The following is a 20,693-nucleotide window of genomic DNA, read 5'->3' as shown; positions in this document are numbered from 1 at the left end:
GAGCATCTTGGGCTGACTACACGAAAGTGCGTGTTGCGTACGCTTGGGGTGAACACCTATGGAACGCTCTCGCAGAGTCCCTACTGTGAAAGACGTGCTTATGCCGAAATCGGTAGCGTTCGACATCCTGTGGCGGGGCGAGCGCCGGATGCGTCACTGGGGTGTAGATATTGGCACTGTTTCGTAAGAGATACATGCCACAAATTATAATGCGTTGTGCCTCGTCTATATGGGGGATGTCAGCATGTGAAATAGTCATGGGTGTCACGTTGAACCCCAGATGCGAACAGGGGATCGGCGTTTTGAAAATCAGGCCTATCGGGCATCAGGTTTAAACCTGCTGGTGGCAGCGGTTATCCTATGGAATACGCGCTATCTTCAGTCTTCCATCGTAACGCTCGGCATTTCCGATGACCTGGCGCGGCATATTGCACCCCTCGGTTGGGAGCATATCTCTCTGACAGGGGACTATCGCTGGAATGTCGATGAACAACCCGACGTCGACGCGTTACGACCGCTTCGGGTGCCTGCATCCCTGCTTGTCGCTTGAACCCCAATGCTGGCGGTTCTGTAGGTGTTCACCCTAAGCGTACGTAAAATACACTTTCGTGTCGTGACCCCGACATCGGTCTCCAGCAGGGACGCCGGCAGGCGCATGTTGAGGGCAGCCGCCTTGGGTTCGATCTCAAAGCGCATGGGCTTGAAACCGGACAGGTCATACCGGGTCAGATCGACGGTCGCGACGAAATCCTCGGCCGCTTCGTCACTGTGCAGCGAGGGCATGGACCTATTTTTGTAGCTCATACTGGTCGATCTCCTTCAGACGGCTTCGATCGGGCCTGGATAAGCCTTTACCAGCGGATCATGGGTCAGCAGAAGCACTCCTTCCACCGTGGCCTGTGCCACAAGGATCCGATCAAAGGGATCCCGATGCACATCTGGCAGTTGTCCGACTGCCAAGGCGTGCTGGCTGGTGATCGGTAACTCCTCATAACCGTTTTCGATCAGACCGCGTCGCAGCAGATGAGGATCGACCTGGAAGTCTGCCCGTCCCAGCCCGGTCTTAATGGTGATCTCCCAGAGACTGGCCGCACTGAAGACCAGATCATTGCCCGGATCTTCCATCAGGGTTCTCGCCCGTGCTGACAGCTTATCTGGCTCTCCGGCTGCCCAGAGCAGCAGATGGGTATCCAGAAGAAGCCTCATGCCTGACCGTCGAACAGAGACACAATATCGTCCTGTCCCATGCGATCAAAATCTTCGGGCACCCGGATTTTTCCAGCAAGAAACCCCAGACGCCGTTGCTGTAACTCTTCAGGAGCCGTAATCGGGCTGACCCGCACCATCGGCCGGCCGGCTTTGGCAATGATGAAGCTTTCCCCTTTCATGGCCGCGTCAATCAGCCGGGACAGATGGGTCTTGGCTTCGTGGATGTTGACCGTGCGCATGGCGAAAGCCTCCTGAGTTTACTCAAAAAAAAGACTTAGCCATATTAGTCTGGTCCATCAAGACAAATGTCGCCAGAGCCACCTCAGGAAACGAAAAAAGCACACTCATCGCGTTCCTCGTTTACCGTCATACCCTTTCGGATGCGACATTGGCGGTCAGGAATGCCGCATAGCCCAGTTCGTCCATCTGACCTGCTGCCAGCGCGAGAACCGCATTTGCTGCATCTTCCTGGACTGCCGTGAAACGATAGCCGTTGAGTTCCAGAAACAGCACACCGAGCACAAAGCCCGTACGCTTGTTCCCGTCGATGAAAGGATGGTTTTTGACGATACCCGCTGTATAGACGGCCGCAAGAAATACTGGATCCAGCGGATCCGCATAGGCCGCATGCTGCTGTGGCCGGGCAAGCGCGGATTTCAGAAGACCTGCATCCCGTACGCCGGAAGCGCCGCCATGCGCCGCTAACAGCCGGTCATGCAGGATCAGGGTATCCCGTTCGTCTATCCAGACGAACGCTGTCATTGGGCCAGCACATGCAGCGTATCACGGTAGCGCCGCATAATATCCTCAGCCTTTGTCATTTTGGTTTCGAAGTCAGGATCATAGGGCACGAGCCGATATCCGCCGTCTGGTGCTTCGGTCAGATACAGGGGCGCACCGTCTTGGGTATTCAGCCGTGAGATCACTTCCTTGGGCAGTACTACCCCGAGTGAGTTTCCGAATTTTCGCACTTTCAGTTCGACCATAGTGAATCCCACCCCAATGTTATTACCAATGTAATAACTGTTTGCGGTTTCAGCAACCATCATGCATTTTTCTGACGTACTCAGGCGAATAGGCAATGGCCAGCCTATCAAGCCCCGCAGGGTACTATGGATGGTCGCACAGGCCACAACACCCGTTACAGACACCCAAACAGCCACGACATCTGATAACGCCTGTACGGCCATCCTATGGCGTCTAGCGGGCATGTTGCGACACGTGAGCTGCTGAATGATCGCCTGAACTCCGATGTGTCTTGAGCAGTTTATGGTTTTGCCCGGTTCTTCTGATGTTGCAGGCGTTGGGTGAGCGCTGAACGGGGGAGCCCCATAGGGCGTCGAAGGCGCCAACGTGGATGAGGAAGGTGCTCTGGTGGAGAGACGATGCGGAAACGCATCGTCAGATCATGACTTTGCGCCGTAGGCGTGTCCGTTCAGTGCAGGCCCAAAGGGCCGAGCAGGGGGATGCCGGGGGGAGATCGCGCTATGCGCGATTGGGGCGGCCGTAGGCCGCGAGCCGGCGGGGGCGGAGCTCCCAAGAGGCGGTGTTTGGGTTCAATTTGGTTGGAAATTTTTGAGGTTTGTGAGTTATCCACAGATCAAATGGTTAGAGAGGTGTTAAATAGGTGTTAGATTCTGTGTTAAGCGATTCTAGCATCCATTTAACACATTGATATAAAAACGGAATTTCTGGTTTTTTTCTCGGTTTGGTATTTAAAACCCCGAATCTCGGTATTTAAAACCCCGAATCTCGGTATTTAAAACCCCGAATCTCGGTCTCGGTATTTAAAACCCCGAATCTCGGTTTCGGTATTTAAAACCCCGAATCACTTGACGCAGGTATTTAAAACCCCGAACTTTAGGCATGGTATCTGAAACCCCGAATCTGCCTGTTGTTCATGAGGCCCTCCTGCCGGAGCGTCATCCGCAGCATGACTTATTCATCTGCGACGTGGCAGATGCCGTGCTTAAGGACGTGATGCCGCAAATGGAGCATCCGTTCTATTCCCTGTCGAAAAAACCCGAAACTTCCGTTCGTCGCTATGAACATAACGGGCAATGGCTGGAAATCACGCCAAGCGTGAAGGGTCTTGCTACAATCTACGATAAGGATATTCTGATTTACTGTATTTCGCAGATCATGGCGAAACTAAAGGCCGGGGAAAAAGTATCGCAACGGGTGAGGATCAGCAGCCGCGACTTACTCATCTTCACCAATCGCGGAACGGCAGGTAAGGACTACAAAGCCCTCATCGAAGCCCTCGACCGCCTTGAAGGCACACGTATCCGCACTAACATTGTTACAGGCGACGAAGAACAGGTGGACGGTTTTGGCCTGATCGACGCTTCATCCATCCGCCGCAAACTTGGCCTCGACGGTCGCCTATTGCATTGCGAGATCAAGCTGTCGGATTGGGTCTTTAACGCAATTAAGAGCAATGATGTTCTGACACTGCATCGTGATTATTTCCGGCTACGCAAACCGCTGGAACGACGCGTTTATGAACTCGCTCGCAAACATTGCGGTCAGCAAGCGGTATGGAAAGCCTCTCTTGAGATCCTACTGAAAAAATCAGGCTCTCAAAGCCCAGAAAAATTATTCCGACAGATGATAAAGAACCTCGCTGCAAGCGATCATCTACCGGATTACCGTGTCGAATTCGATTCTCAGAAAGACATGGTAACATTCATCAATCGCGGCACAATGAAAGCTGCCGAGCCAGCAGCCGAGGCTTGGATGGGTGCGCTCGATCCTGATATTTACGGGGATGCTCGGAACATCGCGCCAGGGTGGGATGTGCATCATCTCGAAAGAGAATGGCGCATGTGGCTGGGTGATAACGAGATCGCTCCGAAGAACCCTGAGCGGCATTTCATCAAATTCTGCGAGACGTGGTTTGCTAAGCGTGGTCAACCCTGATTGTACAAATATACGAGCATAATCTATCTAAATAGATAATCAGCGCTCTCCAAAAGGATGACGACCGTGCTTACGCATCAAGTCATCAATGGCCTCCCCGATCAAACCCTGAATAGTTGTATCAGTATCAAGCGCAAGTTGATGTAGTCCCTTGCTAACTGCTGGAGAAAAATACCCCACCACAGCCCGCTTACCTTCTCTCGGATTACGTGGGCGGGCTTTCTCTACCACCGTTTGCGCTGTCGGTTCCACAACCGATGGCGCGACCGTCTTTTTGAGACCAGCAAACCGACTCATGCCGTATATCCTCAACTTAGAAAATTGCTAACGCGTTTTTGTGTCATCTTGTTTGTGTGATGGCATGTTAACTTGATCACACACCCAATTCCACAACAGTGCTATATCAGCAGCAGCCTTGCTTTCCGGCTCTGCTTCCTGCGCGGTACGACCGGAACCAACGCTATGATGAAAAACTGCACGCTCAGGCAAAACAACAGGAGCAACAGGGATACCAAACTGCGCCACAACCTCGGCCGCCTCCTTATAAACTTGGGGCGCACGAGGAGGACCCGCAGTAAAAATCACGAAGGCAGGCTTGCCACTGGCTCGCACAAGTTCCGCCGTTGTTCTAACAGCGTCCATATCGAAAGCACGTGGTCTGCATGGAATTAACAAGAAATCAGCGACACGACACGCCTCACGCGCCATAATATCGGCATGTGGGGGGGTATCTATTATCGATAGTTCTGCGCCCAGTTCGGACGCTTGTTCCAGCTTTCTTGATAACAAGGCGTGCGCCGCACAATCCACCACATCAGGCTCGACATCCCCCCGCCATGCTTTCCATGAACTTGCAGTCGCTTGGGGATCGGTATCGAGGATCAGAGAAACGTATCCAGCGGCACTGGCACTAGTAGCCAAGTGTAGGGCAAGCGTCGTCTTCCCAGCGCCTCCCTTCTGACTAATGATCGCGATTGTTTTCATGTCGCCATGTTTCCGTGTTAACACATTAACAAATTACCATGTTATTTTGATAACTCAATATCTTCCTCAAAAAAATCGACGATCTAATCGAACCCAATATTCCGCATGTCTCAGACCGATGCCGTTAGCACCCATATAATGCTATCATGTTTATGTGTTAACACATAAACACAGTGACGTGTTATCTTTCCCTTTGCACAATGGCAGCAACAGTGTTCTTGCTGATCCCTAGATCACGGGCGATCCACCGATAACTCCGCTTTTCTGCCACCAGCGCCAGAACCTTCGGAGCCAGACGATCAGACTTTGGCCGCTGTCCTTGCTGTCGGCCGAGAACCTTCCCGCGCGCCCTGGCAGCGGCCAGACCAGACTTCACCCGCTCGCTAATCAGATCCCGCTCGAACTCCGCAATCCCGGCCAGAACCGTCGCCAGCATTCGTCCATGTGGTGTCGCCAGATCAAACGTCATTCCCGTTATAGCAATCAGGGAAACACGATAGCTCTCCAGTTCCTGAAGCGTGGAGATGAGATCAATGGTCGAGCGCCCCCAGCGGGACAGCTCCGTCACCAGAATGGCGTCAATTTCACGAGCCTGGGCCAGTGCCATGACCTTTCGACGCTCGGCCCGATCCACCCGGACGCCAGATCCTGTCTCCATGAAGATGCCGGACACTTCATAGCCCGCGCGTTCGGCAAACCGCTTCAGCTCGTCTTTCTGGCGCACGCATGACTGATCGGCCGTAGAAACCCGACAATAGATGACCGCGCGCTGTCCCATTTGAACCCTCCCGGAAAAACCACCATGCAGCCCTTGATACACTGTAGATATCAGCGATAGATGGCAGGTACTGTCAGTGCTAAGTGACACCGATCACAAGGGTACTACGGGCAGCCTCGACCACATCTTCAGTGATAACGGTCAGCTCGTTGAGGCGCATGATGCGTTCGATCTGGATAAAAAGACGATGCAACAGCCGGAAATTACCCCCAGTCAGTCGCACGATCGCGGCGACCGCCTGAGCGTCGGTAAAATCAACATCGTCGAGTGAAAGACCAAGATCGCGCCAACGCCTTGTCAGCACAAATGTCAGTTCCTGATCTTGGAGGGGTCTATAATGATGGGAAAAGCCCACCCGACTGAAAAGTTGTGGGTAGCGCGCCATTCGTTTGTCAATCCCGGGCATACCGATGAAGATAAGACTGATACCTTGTCGATCGAACAGGTCACGCAACCATTCCAGCGCCGTCACGCTCAACCGCTCCGCCTCATCGACGATTAGCAGTTCAATATAGCGGGTCGTGTGGTCGATGATCCTCACTTGGCCTTGGACATGAGGGCGTACATGATCATCGATGCAGATCTCGGCACAGGCAATAAGTGCTGGCACGTCATGTCTCAACTCCTGCACGCTGCAACTGACCGTGGGGGTAAAGAAAATGGCTCGGGATTTTGCGAGGTGAGCATTGACCTTTGCTTGGTCCGATCCGCGCGGTCCCCATTCCTCCAAGGTTTTCCCAACTACTTGCCAATGGGTGTATCGACGGGCGGAAAGTGTCTTCCCGACCCCGGGAGGGCCATGACATAGGCCAATATAGCGATGTTTGCGAACGGCATCTGCAAACTCACTGAAGCGACGATGCTCCTGGGTCGCGATAAAGCTGGTAGTCCGTGCTGTGCGCATCAGTCCCCCTCGCTGTAAATGCGCAGACGTCTCCCTTTCTGCCGTCCTTTGGCTTCATTACCGGACAATGTTACCGGCACCACTGGCTGAGTGGGACGAAAGACAGGAGACGGAAAAAAGTCTGCTACACAGGCCTTTCTTTCTGCAATCTGGTTTCGTAGATGCCGACGATGGGCGATGCGGGCAGTCTGTATGTCTTTCAGGGTAATGCTGTACCCGGCATGGTCTGCACTCACGGCCCGGCAGAGAAAGGTATTGCGGTGAAAAACCCGGATCTCACCCATATCGCGCGGATCGTAACGAATCATCACGGTCTCGCCGACATAGGCTGCGAGTGTCGGATCAAAATATCGCAGTCCTTCGAAACGAATGCCGTCCCGATGGACCGTGCGGGGCCTGGCAACCATGACCAGTAGCGTATCCAGTTCATCCACGGTCTCGGGCATACGGGGCAGCCATCCATCGCCACACCACGCTTTGGCGGGGGCCACCCCGATCGTGCTATGTGGTCGAGTATTGTACGTTGAGACGATGTAATTCCCGATCGTGGCGTCCAGTTCGGCGAGGGACAAGCGAGGTGGCGAGGACGGTTTCCCGTTCCGCAGGTTGCCCGGAAGCTCCGGCAGCAACTCGGTATTGATGGTGCGGAACAACCGCTCGATCTTGCCCCGACCTTGCGGACGGGCAACGCCTGAGTAGATCAGACGGAAGTGAAGGTCAGCCGATGCCTGTTCGAGATGAAGGCTGGTGAAGTCCGATCCGTGATCGACGTGCAGAACGTCGGGGATGCCGCATACCGGCCACATCGGATCGGCCTTGCGCCAAATCGCTTGCCGGAGTGCGAGTGAGGTGTTGAGCGCGGATGGTGCGCCCAGCATCACCATGTAGCCGGCGACCACCCGCGAATAATCGTCCATCACCGTCGTCAGCCATGGCCGCACTGCCTTACCGCCAGCATCCAGGATCAGGATGTCGAGCTGGGTATGATCAGCCTGCCATGTGGCATTGGGCCGAGAGGCCCGATGGCGATGCACCAGTTCATATTTGTCCCGGAAGGCTGCACTCCCTTCGTGTGCCAAGGTCAGTATTGCCGGATTGATTTCGCGCACGATACTCCGAACGCTCCCATAGGATGGTTTCCGCCATCCCTGCTCGGCGGCCAGCATAACGATACGCCGATGGATAGTTGCAATAGATGACTGTGGCTTGAGAAGTGCCATTCCCTCAATCAGTTCGACCATTTCCTTAGGAAAGGTGCGCGTACCGGCATCAGGTCGCGTCGGACGCATGAGACCAGCGGGACCGGAAAGGCGGTAGCGTGCAATCCAACGCCGGACTGTGCGGATCGGGATGCCCGCATCCACTGCAATTTTCGTCAACGGCACGTTATCAATCAGATATGGTCGCAACACGGCCATACGCATTGCTACCTCGGTGCTGTCGGTTCCTGGCACTCGATCATCTGCCATGGTGATCGCCCCTGTCCGATAGAGGGTCGTTGAACGGACTTGCTCCCACCGGTCACGCAACCCACGGGAAACAGCCGGTTGCCGAGTCTCATATGAATGGTACCATATTTTTTGCAGTGATGGGGCTTTATACGTTACACTCGCCCATATGACACATATATTGATCGGCTACGCCCGCTGCTCGACAGACAAACAGGATATTGCAGTCCAGAAACAGGAGTTGCTTAGGCTCGGCGTTTCTGCTGATAGGATCTACACCGACAAAGGCTTCACCGGCACGAACCGAGACCGGCCGGGGCTCGACCAGGCGCTGGCGGCTGTGCGCAGCGGTGATACACTGGTGGTGCCAAAGCTCGACCGGCTTGCTCGATCTGTTCCTGACGCGCGCGCTATCGGAGATAGTCTGGCTGCCCGTGGCGTAAAGCTCCAACTTGGTGCCAGTGTCCACGACCCATCCGATCCAATGGGCAAACTGTTTTTCAACATTCTCGCCACCTTCGCCGAATTTGAGGCAGACCTCATCAAGCTCCGGACCCGTGAAGGGATGGCGGTTGCGCGTGCCAAAGGCAAGTTGCGCGGAAAAAAGCCCAAGCTGTCCGATCGGCAGCAGAAGGAACTTCGTCGCATGTACGATACGGGCGACTATTCCATCAGCGACCTGGCTGATCTGTTTTCCATTTCGCGACCAACCGTTTATCGGACACTCAGGCGTCAACCTGTTACGTCAGTACTGGCAGCATGACCTGCGAAAAACGTAGCCGTCCAGTGTATCATCTAGCTGCTCCGATACGAGCCTGGCGCGCCAATTAGCACTGCAATTCAGTGCCATCTATCGCTGATATTCACAGATACACCGTGGCTCCGGGTTGTCCCAATCTGACTATAGACTATTTGATTCAAGCTAATTTGAATGGAAGAAATGGGAGGGAAAGCGGAATGTCAGTTTTACAGACGCAAAGATAGAGTTTCGATCTTATTTCTGAGGAGCATCACTGGACAGATGGTGCCCCATATTGATTCAGAACCAGCATCTGCGCTCAGATAACTCTCTGAACAACAGGAATTCGCAGCGTAATCAGGTCGGCTGAAGCACTATTTCGACAGGCTTCTCCCGGAGTAGTGGAGCTTGCCAGAGCCCCTGATCGAGCTTGGCGATTTCCTGATCAATCTCTTCGACGACCTGCCGTGCAAACGGTCCAAGATGCAGATACAACGCGCTGGTCATGACCACGTAGGGCAGTGCTTTTGGGTTATGCACGGCGCAGTCGACCAGCATACGCCAGAATTGCCCAGCCGTGCCCGGGCTAGCACGATGGATGCGGAAGAGCAGCCGGAAGAAGCTGCGAAGATCCCCCTTGATCATCCGATGCGCGCGTTTGCGTTTGAGCATACGCCCCAGCCTGCGCACACGGCCAAAATAGGCAGTCGGCTCATAAATTGTCTTGAGCACAGTCCTGTAATCGTCCAACACGTCCCGACGTGGACGACTGGTCTCAAAGTTCAGGCCAGCCGTACACTGGTCGCCTGATTGCGTCTGACCGTCATCCAGAAAGAGACGACCTTCGGCCAGCAGTCGGCGTGTAAGCTGCGTGGTCGGCAGAGCATAAAGCAGGCCGACCATGCAGACTGGGATCGACGTGTCTTCGATGCACTCGATCATGCCGGAAGCGACACTACCTTTTTCACTGTCGAAACCCACAATGAAACCGGCATTCACAAAAATTCCGGCGCCATGAATGGTCTCGATGCTTTGCTGCAGGCTCCGGCGGGTATTCTGCTTTTTCTGTGTCATGACCAACGTGTCTGTGTCGGGGCTTTCGATTCCGACGAAGACGGCGAAGAAATTGCTGTCGGCAAGGTCTTTCAGCAGTTCGGCATCATCAGCAAGGTTGATTGATGCTTCAGTCGAAAATTCGAACGGGAAGCGCTTTTCATCCTGCCAGCGCTTCAGATCAGGCAGAAATTTCCGGAGCGCCTTTTTGTTGCCGATCAGATTGTCATCGACAAAATCGACATGCCCGCGATAACCGAGGGCATAGAGCGCATCCAGTTCCGCCATAACCTGTTCGGTCGTCTTGGTGCGCGGCACGCGGCCATACAGTTCGATGATGTCGCAGAATTCGCAGCTGAACGGGCATCCGCGCGAGAACTGAATTCCGACATGCAGATACTGATTCAGCTTCAGCAGATCAAAGCGCGGCAGAGGACTTTTCGTGACGTCCGTCTTACCCATAGGCGCTTCAAACACTCCCTCCCTGGCGCCGCTTCGCCACGCAGAGATGAAATTGACCATGATCTCTTCAGCTTCCCCGAGAACCTGAAAATTTGCGGCCTTATAGACAGGCGGGCTGGATGTGACGTCCGGTCCGCCAACCACTACAGGCTTACCTCTGGCCCGGCATGTGTCGATGATACGCAGGACATCGTTTCTCTGCGGGAGCATTCCCCCGGTCATCACCATATCCGCCCACGCGAAGTCTTCTTCCGTCAGAAGTTCCGTATTGCGATTGACCAGTCTGACTTCCCAGCTCTCCGGAAGCATGGCAGCCACGGTGATCAGACCGAGGGGCGCAGCCGGGTAGCGTGCACCTGTCAGTTCACAGGCTTCCGTGTAGTTCCAGAACGAACCTGAGTTGAAAAGCGGAAAGATCATCAGGATCTTGCAGCTGTCGGTCATCAAGGAGAAATCCTCAGATAAAACAGCTGATCGCGATCAGGGCGGAAGACCATCGCCTTGATCGAAAGCGTGCCGGACCACAATCGGGCCTTGTTTGGTTTCAGGAAAGGGATGTGCAGAATGTACCTTTTTCCTGATGGCGTCGACCAAGGAAGCTCTGCACGGCAGCTTCCCGGCGAAGGATCGGCATGTGACCCTTCGGACAAGGGAATGACCCTTTATAGATAGAATATTCTGAAATGGCGATAGGACAGTGTTATTTGCCATCCTTGCGGTGAACTGCTGGATTTGATCAGTCGGAGCAAAATGGAGAATCAGATTTCCATGTCCGCTATTCGGATAGTAGCTTGGCTTCATTCATGTCGTGAATGAGGGCGGGAGGGGAATGGCAGCTTTAAAGTTAGACGCGGCCAAAGCGAACACGCCACTCAGCATTGAGGCCGAACGGTGGAGGTAAACCCAAGCGCTGTGATGGATACCTCCTAGTCTACCGGCCAATTTTCGGTCTACCATTCCAGAAGTTTCACCTTGAGTATTTGAGATGACCTTTGAATCAAAACAGGCCGCCTCCAAAGTGGCCGAGCTGCTCAGTAGCTATGCCAAGGGCGAGGCCGATCCCGCAGAGGTCGTCAAGCCGCAGGTAATGGACCTCATCTTTGCCGGCGTTCCCTCACTTGACCAAGCTATTGCATCATACCGATTCATTTGCGACGATTTTTTGGCAAAAGTGATTGCAGTGAAGGGAATGCCGACAAAGGTAATTTCCGAAGGAAGCAATGGTGAGATTCGCAGTTCTAGTGGAAAGTCTATTGCCGCCGACTTTGAACAGTTGCTGCCCCTGCTTAAGCGACGCCATGCTTGGTGCATCGAGAATTATGGAGCGCAGGCAGAAATATGCTTTAGAAAATACGTTTCGGAAATCAGAGGACTAATTGATGGATTTTTTGCAAAGGTTCCAGTTACCGCCAAAGAGCGCACGTCCAATATATCGAAGATTAAAAGAGAAATTGGATACTTCGCGAGGTGGCAACAGCTGTTTTACACACACAAGGCAATGAGCTTCGCAAGCGAAGTTGAGTACATCTTTATCCTGAGCGGAGAGCCGATCGCCGCTGTGTGGAAATACAATCCCCTAGACGAGCAATGCGAGTTTCCTCCGACCGTGGACCATAGACCACGAGACGGGCGGGTCTATGCCGTGCGCGGTAACTGGGCGGAGGCCAAAGGTTTCATGATCGCAGGGCCGGATGGGTACATCGACGACATCGACCGGCCGCACCAAGAGACGGGCTGCATGTGCCATCTTCATTGGCTTCACGGCATCCGCCGCCTGCCTGAGGACATGTTGACCTCTAAAGGAAGAGCCGCACTAACTGCGAGGCTCACTATCCCAACGATGCAACAAACATCCGAGAAGGCTTCTGCTCCAGCCGCCAGGAAAGGCTGACAGTCGAGGTTGTTCGGCAGTTCGTGAACCTGTCTGGTTAGGTGAGGCCGTCCGAGCCACATTTTAACGTCTGCTTCCGCAGCCGCGATGATCGGCCCGGCTTAGCTGCATGCCTCAAATCCTTGCGCGACGGCGATGTGCTGGTGGTCTGGAAACTCGATCGCCTCGGGCGCTCGCTCGCCCACCTGGTCAACACCGTGAAGGATCTGTCAGACCGCAGGATCGGCCTGCGTGTGCTGACCGGAAAAGGCGCTCAGATCGACACCACGACCGCATCCGGCCGCATGGTGTTCGGTATCTTTGCCACTCTGGCCGAGTTCGAGCGGGATCTGATCCGCGAGCGCACCATGGCTGGCCTTGCCGCAGCCAGAGCGCGCGGACGAAAGGGAGGGCGAAAATTCGCCCTGACCAAAGCACAGGTGCGTCTCGCCCAGGCCGCCATGGCGCAGCGCGACACGTCTGTTTCCGATCTGTGCAAGGAACTCGGGATCGAGCGCGTCACTCTATACAGATATGTCGGACCGAAGGGCGAGCTCAGGGATTATGGGAAGCGCGTTCTCAGCTTAGCGTAGGATTTCGCCCCCTCCCGCAAACGACCCCAGGAACGCTTTGAGCGCCTCTGTATCTGCACGGGATGCAGCACTCATCTCGGCAACCTCCACGAGCCATTTTCCTGCGAGGTGAGATGCTAAGTCCTTAGAGCCTTCACGTATGGGGGGAAGACTGTCTGAAAAGAACTTCTCGCCCGCAAGCACTTTGCAGGCTGTGCTTTTTCTTATTCCCTGATTGCCCTCAAAAATAAGAACATAGTCCATCTTGCAACCGGGCTTCATCACACGGGCCACCACGCCGATGAGAAACATACGACCAATTCCAGCCGTATATTCGGAATCCTCCGCACCTAAAAAGTCATGGAGCCAGTGTTCAATTCGTTTCACGCCGTCCCATTCCAGCCCGTTCAGATAATCCCTGATCGGATGGTAAGCGTTCTCCTCCGCTACTGACTGAATCGCCGCGCTCACCTGCTGGGTTGAGAAATTAAGGCCGTGAGAACGTGCCAAGGCGGCGGAAACGGCGGTATAGTCGGAATCCGTCAATTCACGCGGCCCATCCTGCGGCATAGGCTGCCCCGTCACAGGCGAGGGTAACGGGGCATGGACCTCAATCCTCCCGGTAAACGTATTGAGCCTAAACGTAGCCGGGAACGCCTGAGAGGTAAGTAAGCAGCAATTCGCCAAGTTAGGAATTAGCTTGTCGTCTCTGTTCTTCACTAGCAGCGAAAGAACCCCCTCAGCCGTAGCTGGGAGCGGATGCGGGAAATATGCGAGGTCAGAAAATGAAATACTCATTATTCCGCCCCTCCGCGAAAGGAGGATACGGCGGCGTTTCTATTTTCTAATTTTTGAATAAAACCCGGTAAAACTTCCGGGTCAATCATCCTGCGACCGTAAACGTCAATGCAGGGCAGGACGCCTCTATTCAGCCAAGAGTAAACTGTAGGGCGCGGGACTCGAAGTTTATTAGATACTTCGGTCGGTGTGATTAGATTTTTATTTGTCGTATTGTTTGTCTTCATTTGGGTTACCGTCAAAGATTTTAAAAAATAGTGGCTTTTCCATTGGGGAACTCCCGTTTTTCACCACACCACCAAAATCTCCTTGACGGGAATCGCCCCAGCCCTTACATTCCCAAAGTCAAATCTGGAAACCTAGAGCCATCAAGGTTCTGGTGGGTTACGCACGCGTAACTGTTAGTATTTAGCATAAGCGTTATATGAATTCAATAGGGCAATCGCAATTTTTGCGATGTTTTTGCACGCCTGCTTTATGGCGAAAAATAAACCCATACAAAACAATGACTTAGGTAGCCTTTAGGGCTTGATTGTTGCCCGTGCTTCTGATTCTGCCAGTTCAAGCGTTAGCCGTGCAATTTTAGTTTCTTGTTCTTCAATAGCCGCATGTGCAGCCGGGTTTTTCCGTCAAGTGTTCCCTTGCAATGTCAGGGAAACGGCTGGATCACGGAACGCCAGAAAGGCGGCACGGTCTGCTTCCCGAACGCGGATGCCAAGGGGAACGTGACCGGCTGGTATCTCCCCTGACCATCACAGGGTGGGGAAAGCCGGCCAGCCATCGCTTCCTGAGCCATTTTCTCTCGTCCGATTCTGCCGGCGTCACAGGGTCCGGGCGAGCGCGGAGCGGGAGCGGCGTAGCCCGCCCGCAGGGCGCCGGAACAGGCCCCAAAATGGCAGTTTTCCACCGGGAAAAGGGGGGACAACAGGGGGATTAAATTCTTTTCTTTTTCTTAGGGATCGCCACACCCCGCAGAAATCCAGAAGAAAAGGCTTGTTTTTAAGTCCCGGAATACGGGACTTAAAAACGGGTTCTCCACAAGGAGCGGATCATGGCCCAGATTGTGCGCCTCACCACAAGGCAGCAGCGATCCGAACAGGAGGAAGCCGCACAGGCGGCCGAACAGCTTTCGCTCCTGTCCGAAGAACTTTTGAAGCATTTGCCCGGAGAGGCGCGTATAGCCCTTTTCAAGATCACCCACGCGCTCCAGAAGGCCGCGCGTCCAGACACTACCGAAGGGCTTTGGCCGGGAGGTTTCACCATGTTGAGCCGTATGCAGACCGCCGCGATCTGGGACGCCATCCGCGCCCTGCCGTCCGATGACCGGCCGCATCAGGTCCGCCATGCCTTCGATCTGGTACTGCTCAATCTCCGGCAGGATACGGGCGAAGTCCTACTGACACGTGACCAGCTTGCCGAGGAAATCGGCTGTGCCCCAAAACACGTCAGCACCATCATGGGGACGCTGGAAAAAATGGGCGTAATCCGCCGCGAACGGCGGAAAATTGAAGGTATGCAGGGCCGAGGCGTGGCCGTGTATTTCATCAACCCACATGAGGCATGGAATGGCTCGCTGGACGTCCGCAAGGCACAGGCCGCGGAAACCCGGCCCCCCATGCAGCTCGAACTCCTCCGTGGGGGTGCGTCATGACCGATCTTTCCGATGAACTGGCCGTCAAGAGGGCCACGATCCGCAAGGCCCGGAACAGCACGAAACCCGCTCTCCCGGCCGAACAGGTTTTGGCGATCCTGAACGATAATTTGGCCCGTATTCAGGCAGTGATCGACGCCCTGCCGCAAGAGGAACGACATGCGGGTTGAATGGTTCGATGCCCAGTGATCACGCACACCATTATGCCCATGTCTCCTAAACAGGCTGGCCAAGTGACTGGCGTTTCTCGTCGCAACATTATGAGAGCCATAGAAACGCACAATTTACGCGCCTTTCGAGACAACAAAAACCAATGGCGGATCACGAATGATGACCTAGAATCATGGGCACGCGCCCACAGAGCCCACTGCTCGCCCACTGAGCAAAAAGAAGCCACCGCCCAACCTTCTCCCGACGATGACCACCATAACGCCCACCCCAATATACCGCCCCAGGACACACTCGAACTAGTCCGCGTGAAAGCCGAACTTGAAGGCGAACGAATACGCCGCGAGACTGTAGAATCTGACCGCGATCATTGGCGCGAGATCGCACAGAAACTGGCCGAATCACGACCACGCAAGTGGTGGTTTTGGTAAAAATTGATACTTATAGTCTGTAGACTTAAAGGCACCAAACCGCACATTTTGTCATCAATGAATCGCTATCTGGCAAAATATGTCGCCAACAAAACTTAGAACACCTAGCCAGTCCTTGATCGGAACTTTAGCCGAGAACATTCGGCGACTACGCAACGCGCGGAATCTTTCCCAAGAAAAATTGGCTGATATCTGTGGACTGCATCGAACGTATGTCGGCTCAGTCGAGCGTGGGGAGCGCAACATAACGCTCAGTTCACTCGAAATACTGGCCAAGGCGCTTGATGTATCTGTTATCGATTTACTGAAACCGAATGAAAAATGACCTTTGTCGAAGAAATAGCCAAAAATTACGGCGTATCAACAAATAATCTTCTAGTTAAATATTTGGTACGAAAAACCCGAGCAGCAGAACGCGGTAGTAAAGCAAGACGTTCTTTAGGAAATCTCTATGCTTTATTCGTACTAGCTGATGATTATGTCAACGACAGGACATCACGCTTTACCGATCTACTTGCTCGCATGCGATCTCTCCCCTTTGGGGCAAAACTCCAGAATCATCCACTGGACAATAGATTGAACGACGAGTTTTCTCGCCAACTCGGGGTGAGTGGTGCCCTATTGCCTGTTAGGCCAACATTAGTTGGCGGTCAAAAGGCCCGGATAATCTCTGAAGACCTTTTAAGGCAAGACGGAGCCAATCCAAAAGCGGTCGCCCAAGTCGTATTAGATGCAGTCCAGACTTACATCGGGTTAATTACGGCAAACCAATCGAGTGCGCTTGAAGAGATTCAGGCGATAGAAACACTAGAGGACCTTGCGGAGTTCTTCGACGAAGCCTTTGCCGCCAACTCTGACGCTAGATTATTCGAAATTGCGTCCTATGTACTTCTGGCTGAGCATTATCGCGGGCAAATGGTTTGGATCGGCCCCTCCCCTGACCAACTGGAGCCTAAACCTCTTGCTCTATTTCGTACCGGTCGAACCAATGCCAATGACGGCGGCATTGACTTTGTACTTCAGCCACTCGGTAGATTTTTTCAGGTTACCGAAACGCTAGATTTCAGAAAGTATTTTTTAGATTTCGAAAAGGTCAATCGTTATCCAATATCGTTCGTTATAAAAATAGAAAAAGATGCATTATATGTAAAAAATCGCATTAAATCAGACGCATTAAATTCATGTCAATACGATATTGTTACAATTAATATTTATATGACCTTATTTCAAGAAATAATAACACTAGAAAATCTTAGATATATTGCAAGAAACATTTCAGAATTATCTATTGACCGCATAAAAAACGATCTTTCTTTACAATTCCAATTGGAATATGGCCTGCTCGACTGAATCTTTATCTCTATTAGCTTTGGAAAGATTTTTCGTCTTTCTTATCTTTTTTTTCTCTAGGTCGTCTTTTGTATAATTGGAAGGTATACCGAGGCGACGTAGACCAATTTTTATATAAGCTTCATTACACTCAATCGATAGCGATCGACGACCCAATCGCTTTGCAACAGCGCCTGTCGAAAATGAACCTCCAAAAGGATCAAGTACTAAGTCACCCGGATTTGATGATGCCAAGATCACGCGCTCAAGCAAAGCTTCTGGTTTCTGCGAAGGATGATTTTCGTATTCATCCATCTTGAAACGCACCCGCGCAAAATCCCAGACATTCCCAGGAACCTTTGTTGTATTGTACGGCTGTGGGGGATTTTTTCGATAGTCGATCAAACCCCGCTTTGCACCAGTCTTTGCCTCAATACGTATATCATCTGCATTAAAGGTGTAGGATTTCAAGTTTTTCACCATATGGAGAATTGGTTCATATAGAGACCCATAAAATTTTTTGGCCTGCATCCCAGAGCTATCGTATGCCCAAACAATGCGAGACAGAATCTCGAACCGATCTCGACAATAAATATCCAAGTGCGGCATATTTTGCGTGGAATTCATTAAGTAAAATGTGCCGTTTGGCTTTAAAATACGCTCACATTCACTGATCCACTTCCAGCACCAACCTAAATATTCTGATTCATCTACTTTATCGTGAATTCCATCAAAATCTTTACCAATATTATATGGTGGGTCAGCAAATATTAGATCAATAGATGCAGTTTCAATTGCCTTAAGTGCCTCAACCGCATCTTGGTGAATGATCTTGTGCCCAGCTATGGAAAATTCGCGAACCACAAACGCAACCTCCTATTATTCCACGCCCAACCAAAAATGGCGGACCCGGATTGCTACTTATAGTGTTCTATTTTGATATTTCTGTCAAGACATACTCAAAGAACTACCTATCCCATACCAGGCCCCTGATCACGCCCCCTACCTCGCGACAAACCGCGCCTAGAAGTCGGTCTCTCGATCTCCGTGGCGAGTTGCTTCTTCCTCTCCACTTCGGCGGCTTTCCGGGCTTCCTCGGCCGCCCGAATGTCCTCCTGGTGCCTGATCTCGGCCTGACGCGCCAGTTCCTGCCTCTGGCGCTTGGCCTCCCTCTCCCGTTCCATTCTCTGCCCGATCTTCCGGGCCAGACCGACCGCCAATCGCGCCCGTTTCTCAAGGCCGGAGAACAGCTCCTGCGCTGCCTCTACAGCCTTGCGGGCCGCATCAAGCACCCGGTTCCGCTCGCGGATCTCCGCATTCTGCTTTCCGAGATCCGTCACCGGTTCCCGGTCAGGAACTTTCCGGGCCGCCTGTCGTTCAAGAGCCATAGCAGACACTCCCATGTGACGGGTCGGCTCCTGCTCCTTCCCCTGCCGCGCGAAACTCCGGTGATCCACCCGCTGTTCGACCTGGTGCCGTTCCAGCGCCTGATTCACCTGCCGCGCCCAGATTGCCCGTGACCTGGGCCTTTGATTCGTTTGCAGCAACGCGGGCGTGTAGTTCCGTGACCTGCCATAATTAACGCTCCCTTATGTGTAAGGAAACCTCTAAGTCATATCCTGACAATGTGTAAATAAATTGGGTTTTTATGTTTTCCTGACACTCAAAAAGCCCGGTTCTCTGGCAAGGTCTGATCTGTCAAGAAAGCTATACGATGTTGACACCATGTTCGGAGGGGCTGGGGCGGCACATATGACCCCCATATGCTCCCATTCATGAGCAAAATACGATGCTGGTTTTTGGTTTGTCGGAGGGAGTGGCGCTAGGTGCTGCCCCGGTATCCTATGCTCTCACACCATCGTATCAGGTCATGCTTTGACATTCTGGCGGCTGAAAGCGGTTCTGTATTTAATAAATTACTCTGAGAATCAGATTCCGCTGCCATTTTGTCACTTAGAAAAAGCCGCTGTTTTCTGCGGGCAAGGGCATCACGTAGCTGTTGTGTGTAATGGGCGGCGGCGGCTCTGGCTTGCTCTAACGGCTTAACCAGTAACCGATACCGATTAACGCCGTTACAAATGCGCCCTGATGCTCTCTGACGTTGGCGTTGGCGCTCTACTATGCCAAGCCGGTAAGATACCTCTAGCGACCTAATAACGGTGCGAACGGAGCAACCGGCGCGGGCGGCAATACTCTCATGAGACGGGAATAAACCCCGGTGTCCCTGGAAGCTGGATAATGCCTGCAAGACGATGTGTGTCTTTCCGGTGATCTGGCGGGCCTGAGTGAGTGTCCAGAGAGTGGAAGAGAAAGAGGTCATATCCGTCCTTTTCATGGACAGCGACCATTTCCCTAGTCAGAAAGCATTGACCTGTAACGGTATCAATCTATATTCTGGCTATCGGATGCTCTGGCGTTGGTCGGCCTTTGCATCTAGTCGCTGGTGTTGGCAGCGCGTTTTGAGGGGGATGGCCTTGCTGGGCTGTCCCCTTCGTCATTTTCAGGCAGTATGTTCTGAGAGGTCAGGAAAGACAAGACATGGCAGGGAATTAAGTTCTGCCCTGTTCTGTATCCACCAATTCAGCACTAAACAGCACCAAGTTTAGCACCTAGAAAATGGCTGTTTTCTGCCGTTTTTTAAGGTTTAGTGCTAAAGTGCTGAAAATATCTCCAAACTTTTTATTGAGAATAACCACTAATCTAAAAGTTTGCCGGAAAATCCAGCACTTCAGCACTAGATGCCAAAAAATGGCGGTTTTCTGCGGAAAATTAGGTGCTAATTCAGTGCTAAACTTCTGCACCAAACTAGCACCAAGTTTAGCACTAAATCAGTTTTCTAGCACCCAGCGGTCACTTTGCTGGCCTGTCCTGCGATGCACCCAGCCTAGTTTCTGTAAGCAATCCCTTACGGTTGCCTTGTCTGCGCGGCCTGCTGCGGTCTTGCCAATCGGAACATTGAGAAGACCTGAAACAGTAACTTCCTTCATATCGGGGTGAGTTCTGAAGTGTGTTTCCAGTGTGCCAAGCCAAGGGTGATCGTCATACCGTTTTGCTTGCTCTGGCCTGATATGTTCAGATTCGAACGCTGCATCCGGCCACCATTTTTCCCCGCGCTGGTAAAGGTGGTAAGCCTCCGCGAATAACTGGTCTCTGTGATCGCGTAGGCTCTCAATATCAATGGGCTGCACATCAAGACCACACTTCACCGGCCAGAATCTTCTGTCCCCTGTGGCGTCTCTGAGATATTCGCTGCGGTTTGTGGTGCCGATGAAAACACATTGCCGGGGTTGCGTGATCTCATTGCGACCATACGCGGGACGGTAGGTCTCATGGGTTCGCGTAAGGAAGGGGTCGTTTGCGGGAGGGGGCGAAATC

At 52.8% G+C, this 20,693-nt stretch carries 25 protein-coding genes and 2 pseudogenes; 10 read left to right on the top strand and 17 right to left on the bottom strand.

Annotation, left to right across the window (positions count from 1 at the left end):
- Window positions 1-292: 292 nt before the first annotated feature.
- Window positions 293-550 (top strand): annotated as a pseudogene (locus tag A4S02_RS15465) (Tn3 family transposase); the annotation flags it as partial.
- Here the strand turns inward: A4S02_RS15465 and A4S02_RS16230 are convergent.
- From A4S02_RS16230 to A4S02_RS14385, 5 genes are all read right to left on the bottom strand, one after another.
- Complete coding sequence (locus A4S02_RS16230) at window positions 469-783, bottom strand: CopG family antitoxin (protein WP_228142525.1); 315 nt, start codon at window positions 781-783, stop codon at window positions 469-471. The pseudogene A4S02_RS15465 and the gene A4S02_RS16230 sit on opposite strands and share 82 nt — an antisense overlap.
- Window positions 784-819: 36 nt before the next feature.
- The gene (locus tag A4S02_RS14400) at window positions 820-1,206 is read right to left on the bottom strand and encodes a type II toxin-antitoxin system VapC family toxin (protein ID WP_019088714.1); all 387 of its coding nucleotides are present in this window, start codon (window positions 1,204-1,206) and stop codon (window positions 820-822) included.
- Window positions 1,203-1,448, bottom strand: coding sequence for a type II toxin-antitoxin system Phd/YefM family antitoxin (locus A4S02_RS14395; RefSeq protein ID WP_070324346.1), 246 nt, complete (start codon window positions 1,446-1,448; stop codon window positions 1,203-1,205). Before A4S02_RS14395 ends, A4S02_RS14400 begins: the two co-directional genes overlap by 4 nt.
- A gap of 127 nt (window positions 1,449-1,575) precedes the next feature.
- Complete coding sequence (locus A4S02_RS14390) at window positions 1,576-1,971, bottom strand: type II toxin-antitoxin system death-on-curing family toxin (RefSeq protein WP_070324345.1); 396 nt, start codon at window positions 1,969-1,971, stop codon at window positions 1,576-1,578.
- On the bottom strand, window positions 1,968-2,195 hold the full coding sequence (locus A4S02_RS14385) for an AbrB/MazE/SpoVT family DNA-binding domain-containing protein (RefSeq protein ID WP_019088712.1): 228 nt from the start codon (window positions 2,193-2,195) through the stop codon (window positions 1,968-1,970). The genes A4S02_RS14390 and A4S02_RS14385 overlap by 4 nt, the downstream gene beginning before the upstream one ends.
- 880 nt (window positions 2,196-3,075) lie before the next feature.
- Here A4S02_RS14385 and A4S02_RS14380 point away from each other — a divergent pair.
- Window positions 3,076-4,131 (top strand): replication initiator protein A, encoded by a 1,056-nt coding sequence (locus A4S02_RS14380; RefSeq protein WP_010666791.1) that lies wholly within the window; start codon window positions 3,076-3,078, stop codon window positions 4,129-4,131.
- Window positions 4,132-4,170: 39 nt separating this feature from the next.
- Here the strand turns inward: A4S02_RS14380 and A4S02_RS14375 are convergent, their stop codons facing one another.
- The 6 genes and pseudogenes from A4S02_RS14375 to A4S02_RS16435 form a co-directional block, all read right to left on the bottom strand.
- Entirely contained in the window at window positions 4,171-4,428 is a 258-nt protein-coding gene (locus A4S02_RS14375) for a ribbon-helix-helix domain-containing protein (RefSeq protein ID WP_019089435.1), read from the bottom strand.
- A 27-nt stretch (window positions 4,429-4,455) separates the two neighbouring features.
- Window positions 4,456-5,115, bottom strand: coding sequence for a ParA family partition ATPase (parA, locus tag A4S02_RS14370; RefSeq protein ID WP_010666790.1), 660 nt, complete (start codon window positions 5,113-5,115; stop codon window positions 4,456-4,458).
- Window positions 5,116-5,296: 181 nt separating this feature from the next.
- Window positions 5,297-5,893: a recombinase family protein gene (locus A4S02_RS14365; RefSeq protein WP_070324344.1), complete on the bottom strand. Its 597-nt coding sequence runs from the start codon at window positions 5,891-5,893 to the stop codon at window positions 5,297-5,299.
- 79 nt (window positions 5,894-5,972) lie between these two features.
- Window positions 5,973-6,797 carry an AAA family ATPase gene (locus A4S02_RS14360; RefSeq protein WP_070324343.1) on the bottom strand — a complete coding sequence of 275 codons (825 nt, stop codon included), beginning with the start codon at window positions 6,795-6,797 and terminating at the stop codon, window positions 5,973-5,975.
- Entirely contained in the window at window positions 6,797-7,204 is a 408-nt protein-coding gene (locus A4S02_RS16440; RefSeq protein ID WP_408736042.1) for a Mu transposase C-terminal domain-containing protein, read from the bottom strand. Before A4S02_RS16440 ends, A4S02_RS14360 begins: the two co-directional genes overlap by 1 nt.
- Before the next feature lie 330 nt (window positions 7,205-7,534).
- Window positions 7,535-7,963: pseudogene (locus A4S02_RS16435) on the bottom strand (DDE-type integrase/transposase/recombinase); the annotation flags it as partial.
- A 451-nt stretch (window positions 7,964-8,414) separates the two neighbouring features.
- Here A4S02_RS16435 and A4S02_RS14350 point away from each other — a divergent pair.
- Entirely contained in the window at window positions 8,415-9,008 is a 594-nt protein-coding gene (locus tag A4S02_RS14350; RefSeq protein WP_062144550.1) for a recombinase family protein, read from the top strand.
- 333 nt (window positions 9,009-9,341) lie between these two features.
- Here A4S02_RS14350 and A4S02_RS14345 read toward each other — a convergent pair whose 3' ends face one another.
- On the bottom strand, window positions 9,342-10,943 hold the full coding sequence (locus A4S02_RS14345; RefSeq protein ID WP_061491532.1) for a B12-binding domain-containing radical SAM protein: 1,602 nt from the start codon (window positions 10,941-10,943) through the stop codon (window positions 9,342-9,344).
- Between the two features lie 541 nt (window positions 10,944-11,484).
- On the opposite strand from A4S02_RS14345, the gene A4S02_RS14340 reads away from it, so the two are divergent.
- Window positions 11,485-12,390 (top strand): NADPH-dependent FMN reductase family protein, encoded by a 906-nt coding sequence (locus tag A4S02_RS14340; RefSeq protein WP_070324341.1) that lies wholly within the window; start codon window positions 11,485-11,487, stop codon window positions 12,388-12,390.
- Window positions 12,391-12,431: 41 nt separating this feature from the next.
- Window positions 12,432-12,962 carry a recombinase family protein gene (locus A4S02_RS14335; protein WP_082246888.1) on the top strand — a complete coding sequence of 177 codons (531 nt, stop codon included), beginning with the start codon at window positions 12,432-12,434 and terminating at the stop codon, window positions 12,960-12,962.
- Here the strand turns inward: A4S02_RS14335 and A4S02_RS14330 are convergent.
- Entirely contained in the window at window positions 12,954-13,511 is a 558-nt protein-coding gene (locus A4S02_RS14330; RefSeq protein ID WP_157885569.1) for a VapE domain-containing protein, read from the bottom strand. The genes A4S02_RS14335 and A4S02_RS14330 overlap by 9 nt on opposite strands.
- Window positions 13,512-13,738: 227 nt before the next feature.
- The gene (locus A4S02_RS16430; RefSeq protein WP_082246887.1) at window positions 13,739-13,966 is read right to left on the bottom strand and encodes a helix-turn-helix domain-containing protein; all 228 of its coding nucleotides are present in this window, start codon (window positions 13,964-13,966) and stop codon (window positions 13,739-13,741) included.
- An 824-nt stretch (window positions 13,967-14,790) separates the two neighbouring features.
- Here A4S02_RS16430 and A4S02_RS14320 point away from each other — a divergent pair.
- The 5 genes from A4S02_RS14320 (at window position 14,791) to A4S02_RS14305 (ending at window position 17,339) form a co-directional block, all read left to right on the top strand.
- On the top strand, window positions 14,791-15,390 hold the full coding sequence (locus A4S02_RS14320; RefSeq protein ID WP_070324338.1) for a helix-turn-helix domain-containing protein: 600 nt from the start codon (window positions 14,791-14,793) through the stop codon (window positions 15,388-15,390).
- Window positions 15,387-15,560 (top strand): hypothetical protein, encoded by a 174-nt coding sequence (locus tag A4S02_RS15890; protein ID WP_167542419.1) that lies wholly within the window; start codon window positions 15,387-15,389, stop codon window positions 15,558-15,560. Before A4S02_RS14320 ends, A4S02_RS15890 begins: the two co-directional genes overlap by 4 nt.
- Window positions 15,561-15,989 carry a helix-turn-helix domain-containing protein gene (locus A4S02_RS16425; RefSeq protein ID WP_070324337.1) on the top strand — a complete coding sequence of 143 codons (429 nt, stop codon included), beginning with the start codon at window positions 15,561-15,563 and terminating at the stop codon, window positions 15,987-15,989.
- Window positions 15,990-16,068: 79 nt separating this feature from the next.
- A complete protein-coding gene (locus A4S02_RS14310) occupies window positions 16,069-16,314 on the top strand; it encodes a helix-turn-helix domain-containing protein (protein WP_070324336.1) in 246 nt (81 codons plus the stop codon).
- Complete coding sequence (locus A4S02_RS14305; RefSeq protein WP_070324335.1) at window positions 16,311-17,339, top strand: hypothetical protein; 1,029 nt, start codon at window positions 16,311-16,313, stop codon at window positions 17,337-17,339. Before A4S02_RS14310 ends, A4S02_RS14305 begins: the two co-directional genes overlap by 4 nt.
- Here A4S02_RS14305 and yhdJ read toward each other — a convergent pair.
- The 3 genes from yhdJ to A4S02_RS14285 form a co-directional block, all read right to left on the bottom strand.
- Window positions 17,304-18,182 (bottom strand): adenine-specific DNA-methyltransferase, encoded by an 879-nt coding sequence (yhdJ, locus tag A4S02_RS14300; protein WP_070324334.1) that lies wholly within the window; start codon window positions 18,180-18,182, stop codon window positions 17,304-17,306. The genes A4S02_RS14305 and yhdJ overlap by 36 nt on opposite strands.
- A 107-nt stretch (window positions 18,183-18,289) precedes the next feature.
- Window positions 18,290-18,814, bottom strand: a complete 525-nt coding sequence (locus A4S02_RS14295; RefSeq protein WP_265733707.1) for a MobA/MobL family protein — start codon at window positions 18,812-18,814, stop codon at window positions 18,290-18,292.
- 1,332 nt (window positions 18,815-20,146) lie between these two features.
- A complete protein-coding gene (locus tag A4S02_RS14285; protein ID WP_082246885.1) occupies window positions 20,147-20,692 on the bottom strand; it encodes a VapE domain-containing protein in 546 nt (181 codons plus the stop codon).
- Between the last annotated feature and the right edge of the window lies 1 nt (window position 20,693).

Origin of the sequence: Acetobacter ascendens (assembly GCF_001766235.1) — a bacterium.
Lineage (GTDB): Bacteria > Pseudomonadota > Alphaproteobacteria > Acetobacterales > Acetobacteraceae > Acetobacter > Acetobacter ascendens.
Note: the sequence above shows the minus strand (reverse complement) of the source record. Positions and strands in the feature narration are given on the sequence as shown.

What these genes read in the sequence shown, in the direction of transcription:
- A4S02_RS16230 (WP_228142525.1), bottom strand. Translation starts at nt 783, where the DNA reads ATGCCCTCGCTGCACAGTGACGAAGCGGCCGAGGATTTCGTCGCGACC.
- A4S02_RS14400 (WP_019088714.1), bottom strand. Translation starts at nt 1,206, where the DNA reads ATGAGGCTTCTTCTGGATACCCATCTGCTGCTCTGGGCAGCCGGAGAG.
- A4S02_RS14395 (WP_070324346.1), bottom strand. Translation starts at nt 1,448, where the DNA reads ATGCGCACGGTCAACATCCACGAAGCCAAGACCCATCTGTCCCGGCTG.
- A4S02_RS14390 (WP_070324345.1), bottom strand. Translation starts at nt 1,971, where the DNA reads ATGACAGCGTTCGTCTGGATAGACGAACGGGATACCCTGATCCTGCAT.
- A4S02_RS14385 (WP_019088712.1), bottom strand. Translation starts at nt 2,195, where the DNA reads ATGGTCGAACTGAAAGTGCGAAAATTCGGAAACTCACTCGGGGTAGTA.
- A4S02_RS14380 (WP_010666791.1), top strand. Translation starts at nt 3,076, where the DNA reads ATGGTATCTGAAACCCCGAATCTGCCTGTTGTTCATGAGGCCCTCCTG.
- A4S02_RS14375 (WP_019089435.1), bottom strand. Translation starts at nt 4,428, where the DNA reads ATGAGTCGGTTTGCTGGTCTCAAAAAGACGGTCGCGCCATCGGTTGTG.
- parA (WP_010666790.1), bottom strand. Translation starts at nt 5,115, where the DNA reads ATGAAAACAATCGCGATCATTAGTCAGAAGGGAGGCGCTGGGAAGACG.
- A4S02_RS14365 (WP_070324344.1), bottom strand. Translation starts at nt 5,893, where the DNA reads ATGGGACAGCGCGCGGTCATCTATTGTCGGGTTTCTACGGCCGATCAG.
- A4S02_RS14360 (WP_070324343.1), bottom strand. Translation starts at nt 6,797, where the DNA reads ATGCGCACAGCACGGACTACCAGCTTTATCGCGACCCAGGAGCATCGT.
- A4S02_RS16440 (WP_408736042.1), bottom strand. Translation starts at nt 7,204, where the DNA reads ATGGTTGCCAGGCCCCGCACGGTCCATCGGGACGGCATTCGTTTCGAA.
- A4S02_RS14350 (WP_062144550.1), top strand. Translation starts at nt 8,415, where the DNA reads ATGACACATATATTGATCGGCTACGCCCGCTGCTCGACAGACAAACAG.
- A4S02_RS14345 (WP_061491532.1), bottom strand. Translation starts at nt 10,943, where the DNA reads ATGACCGACAGCTGCAAGATCCTGATGATCTTTCCGCTTTTCAACTCA.
- A4S02_RS14340 (WP_070324341.1), top strand. Translation starts at nt 11,485, where the DNA reads ATGACCTTTGAATCAAAACAGGCCGCCTCCAAAGTGGCCGAGCTGCTC.
- A4S02_RS14330 (WP_157885569.1), bottom strand. Translation starts at nt 13,511, where the DNA reads ATGCCGCAGGATGGGCCGCGTGAATTGACGGATTCCGACTATACCGCC.
- A4S02_RS16430 (WP_082246887.1), bottom strand. Translation starts at nt 13,966, where the DNA reads ATGAAGACAAACAATACGACAAATAAAAATCTAATCACACCGACCGAA.
- A4S02_RS14320 (WP_070324338.1), top strand. Translation starts at nt 14,791, where the DNA reads ATGGCCCAGATTGTGCGCCTCACCACAAGGCAGCAGCGATCCGAACAG.
- A4S02_RS15890 (WP_167542419.1), top strand. Translation starts at nt 15,387, where the DNA reads ATGACCGATCTTTCCGATGAACTGGCCGTCAAGAGGGCCACGATCCGC.
- A4S02_RS16425 (WP_070324337.1), top strand. Translation starts at nt 15,561, where the DNA reads ATGGTTCGATGCCCAGTGATCACGCACACCATTATGCCCATGTCTCCT.
- A4S02_RS14310 (WP_070324336.1), top strand. Translation starts at nt 16,069, where the DNA reads ATGTCGCCAACAAAACTTAGAACACCTAGCCAGTCCTTGATCGGAACT.
- A4S02_RS14305 (WP_070324335.1), top strand. Translation starts at nt 16,311, where the DNA reads ATGACCTTTGTCGAAGAAATAGCCAAAAATTACGGCGTATCAACAAAT.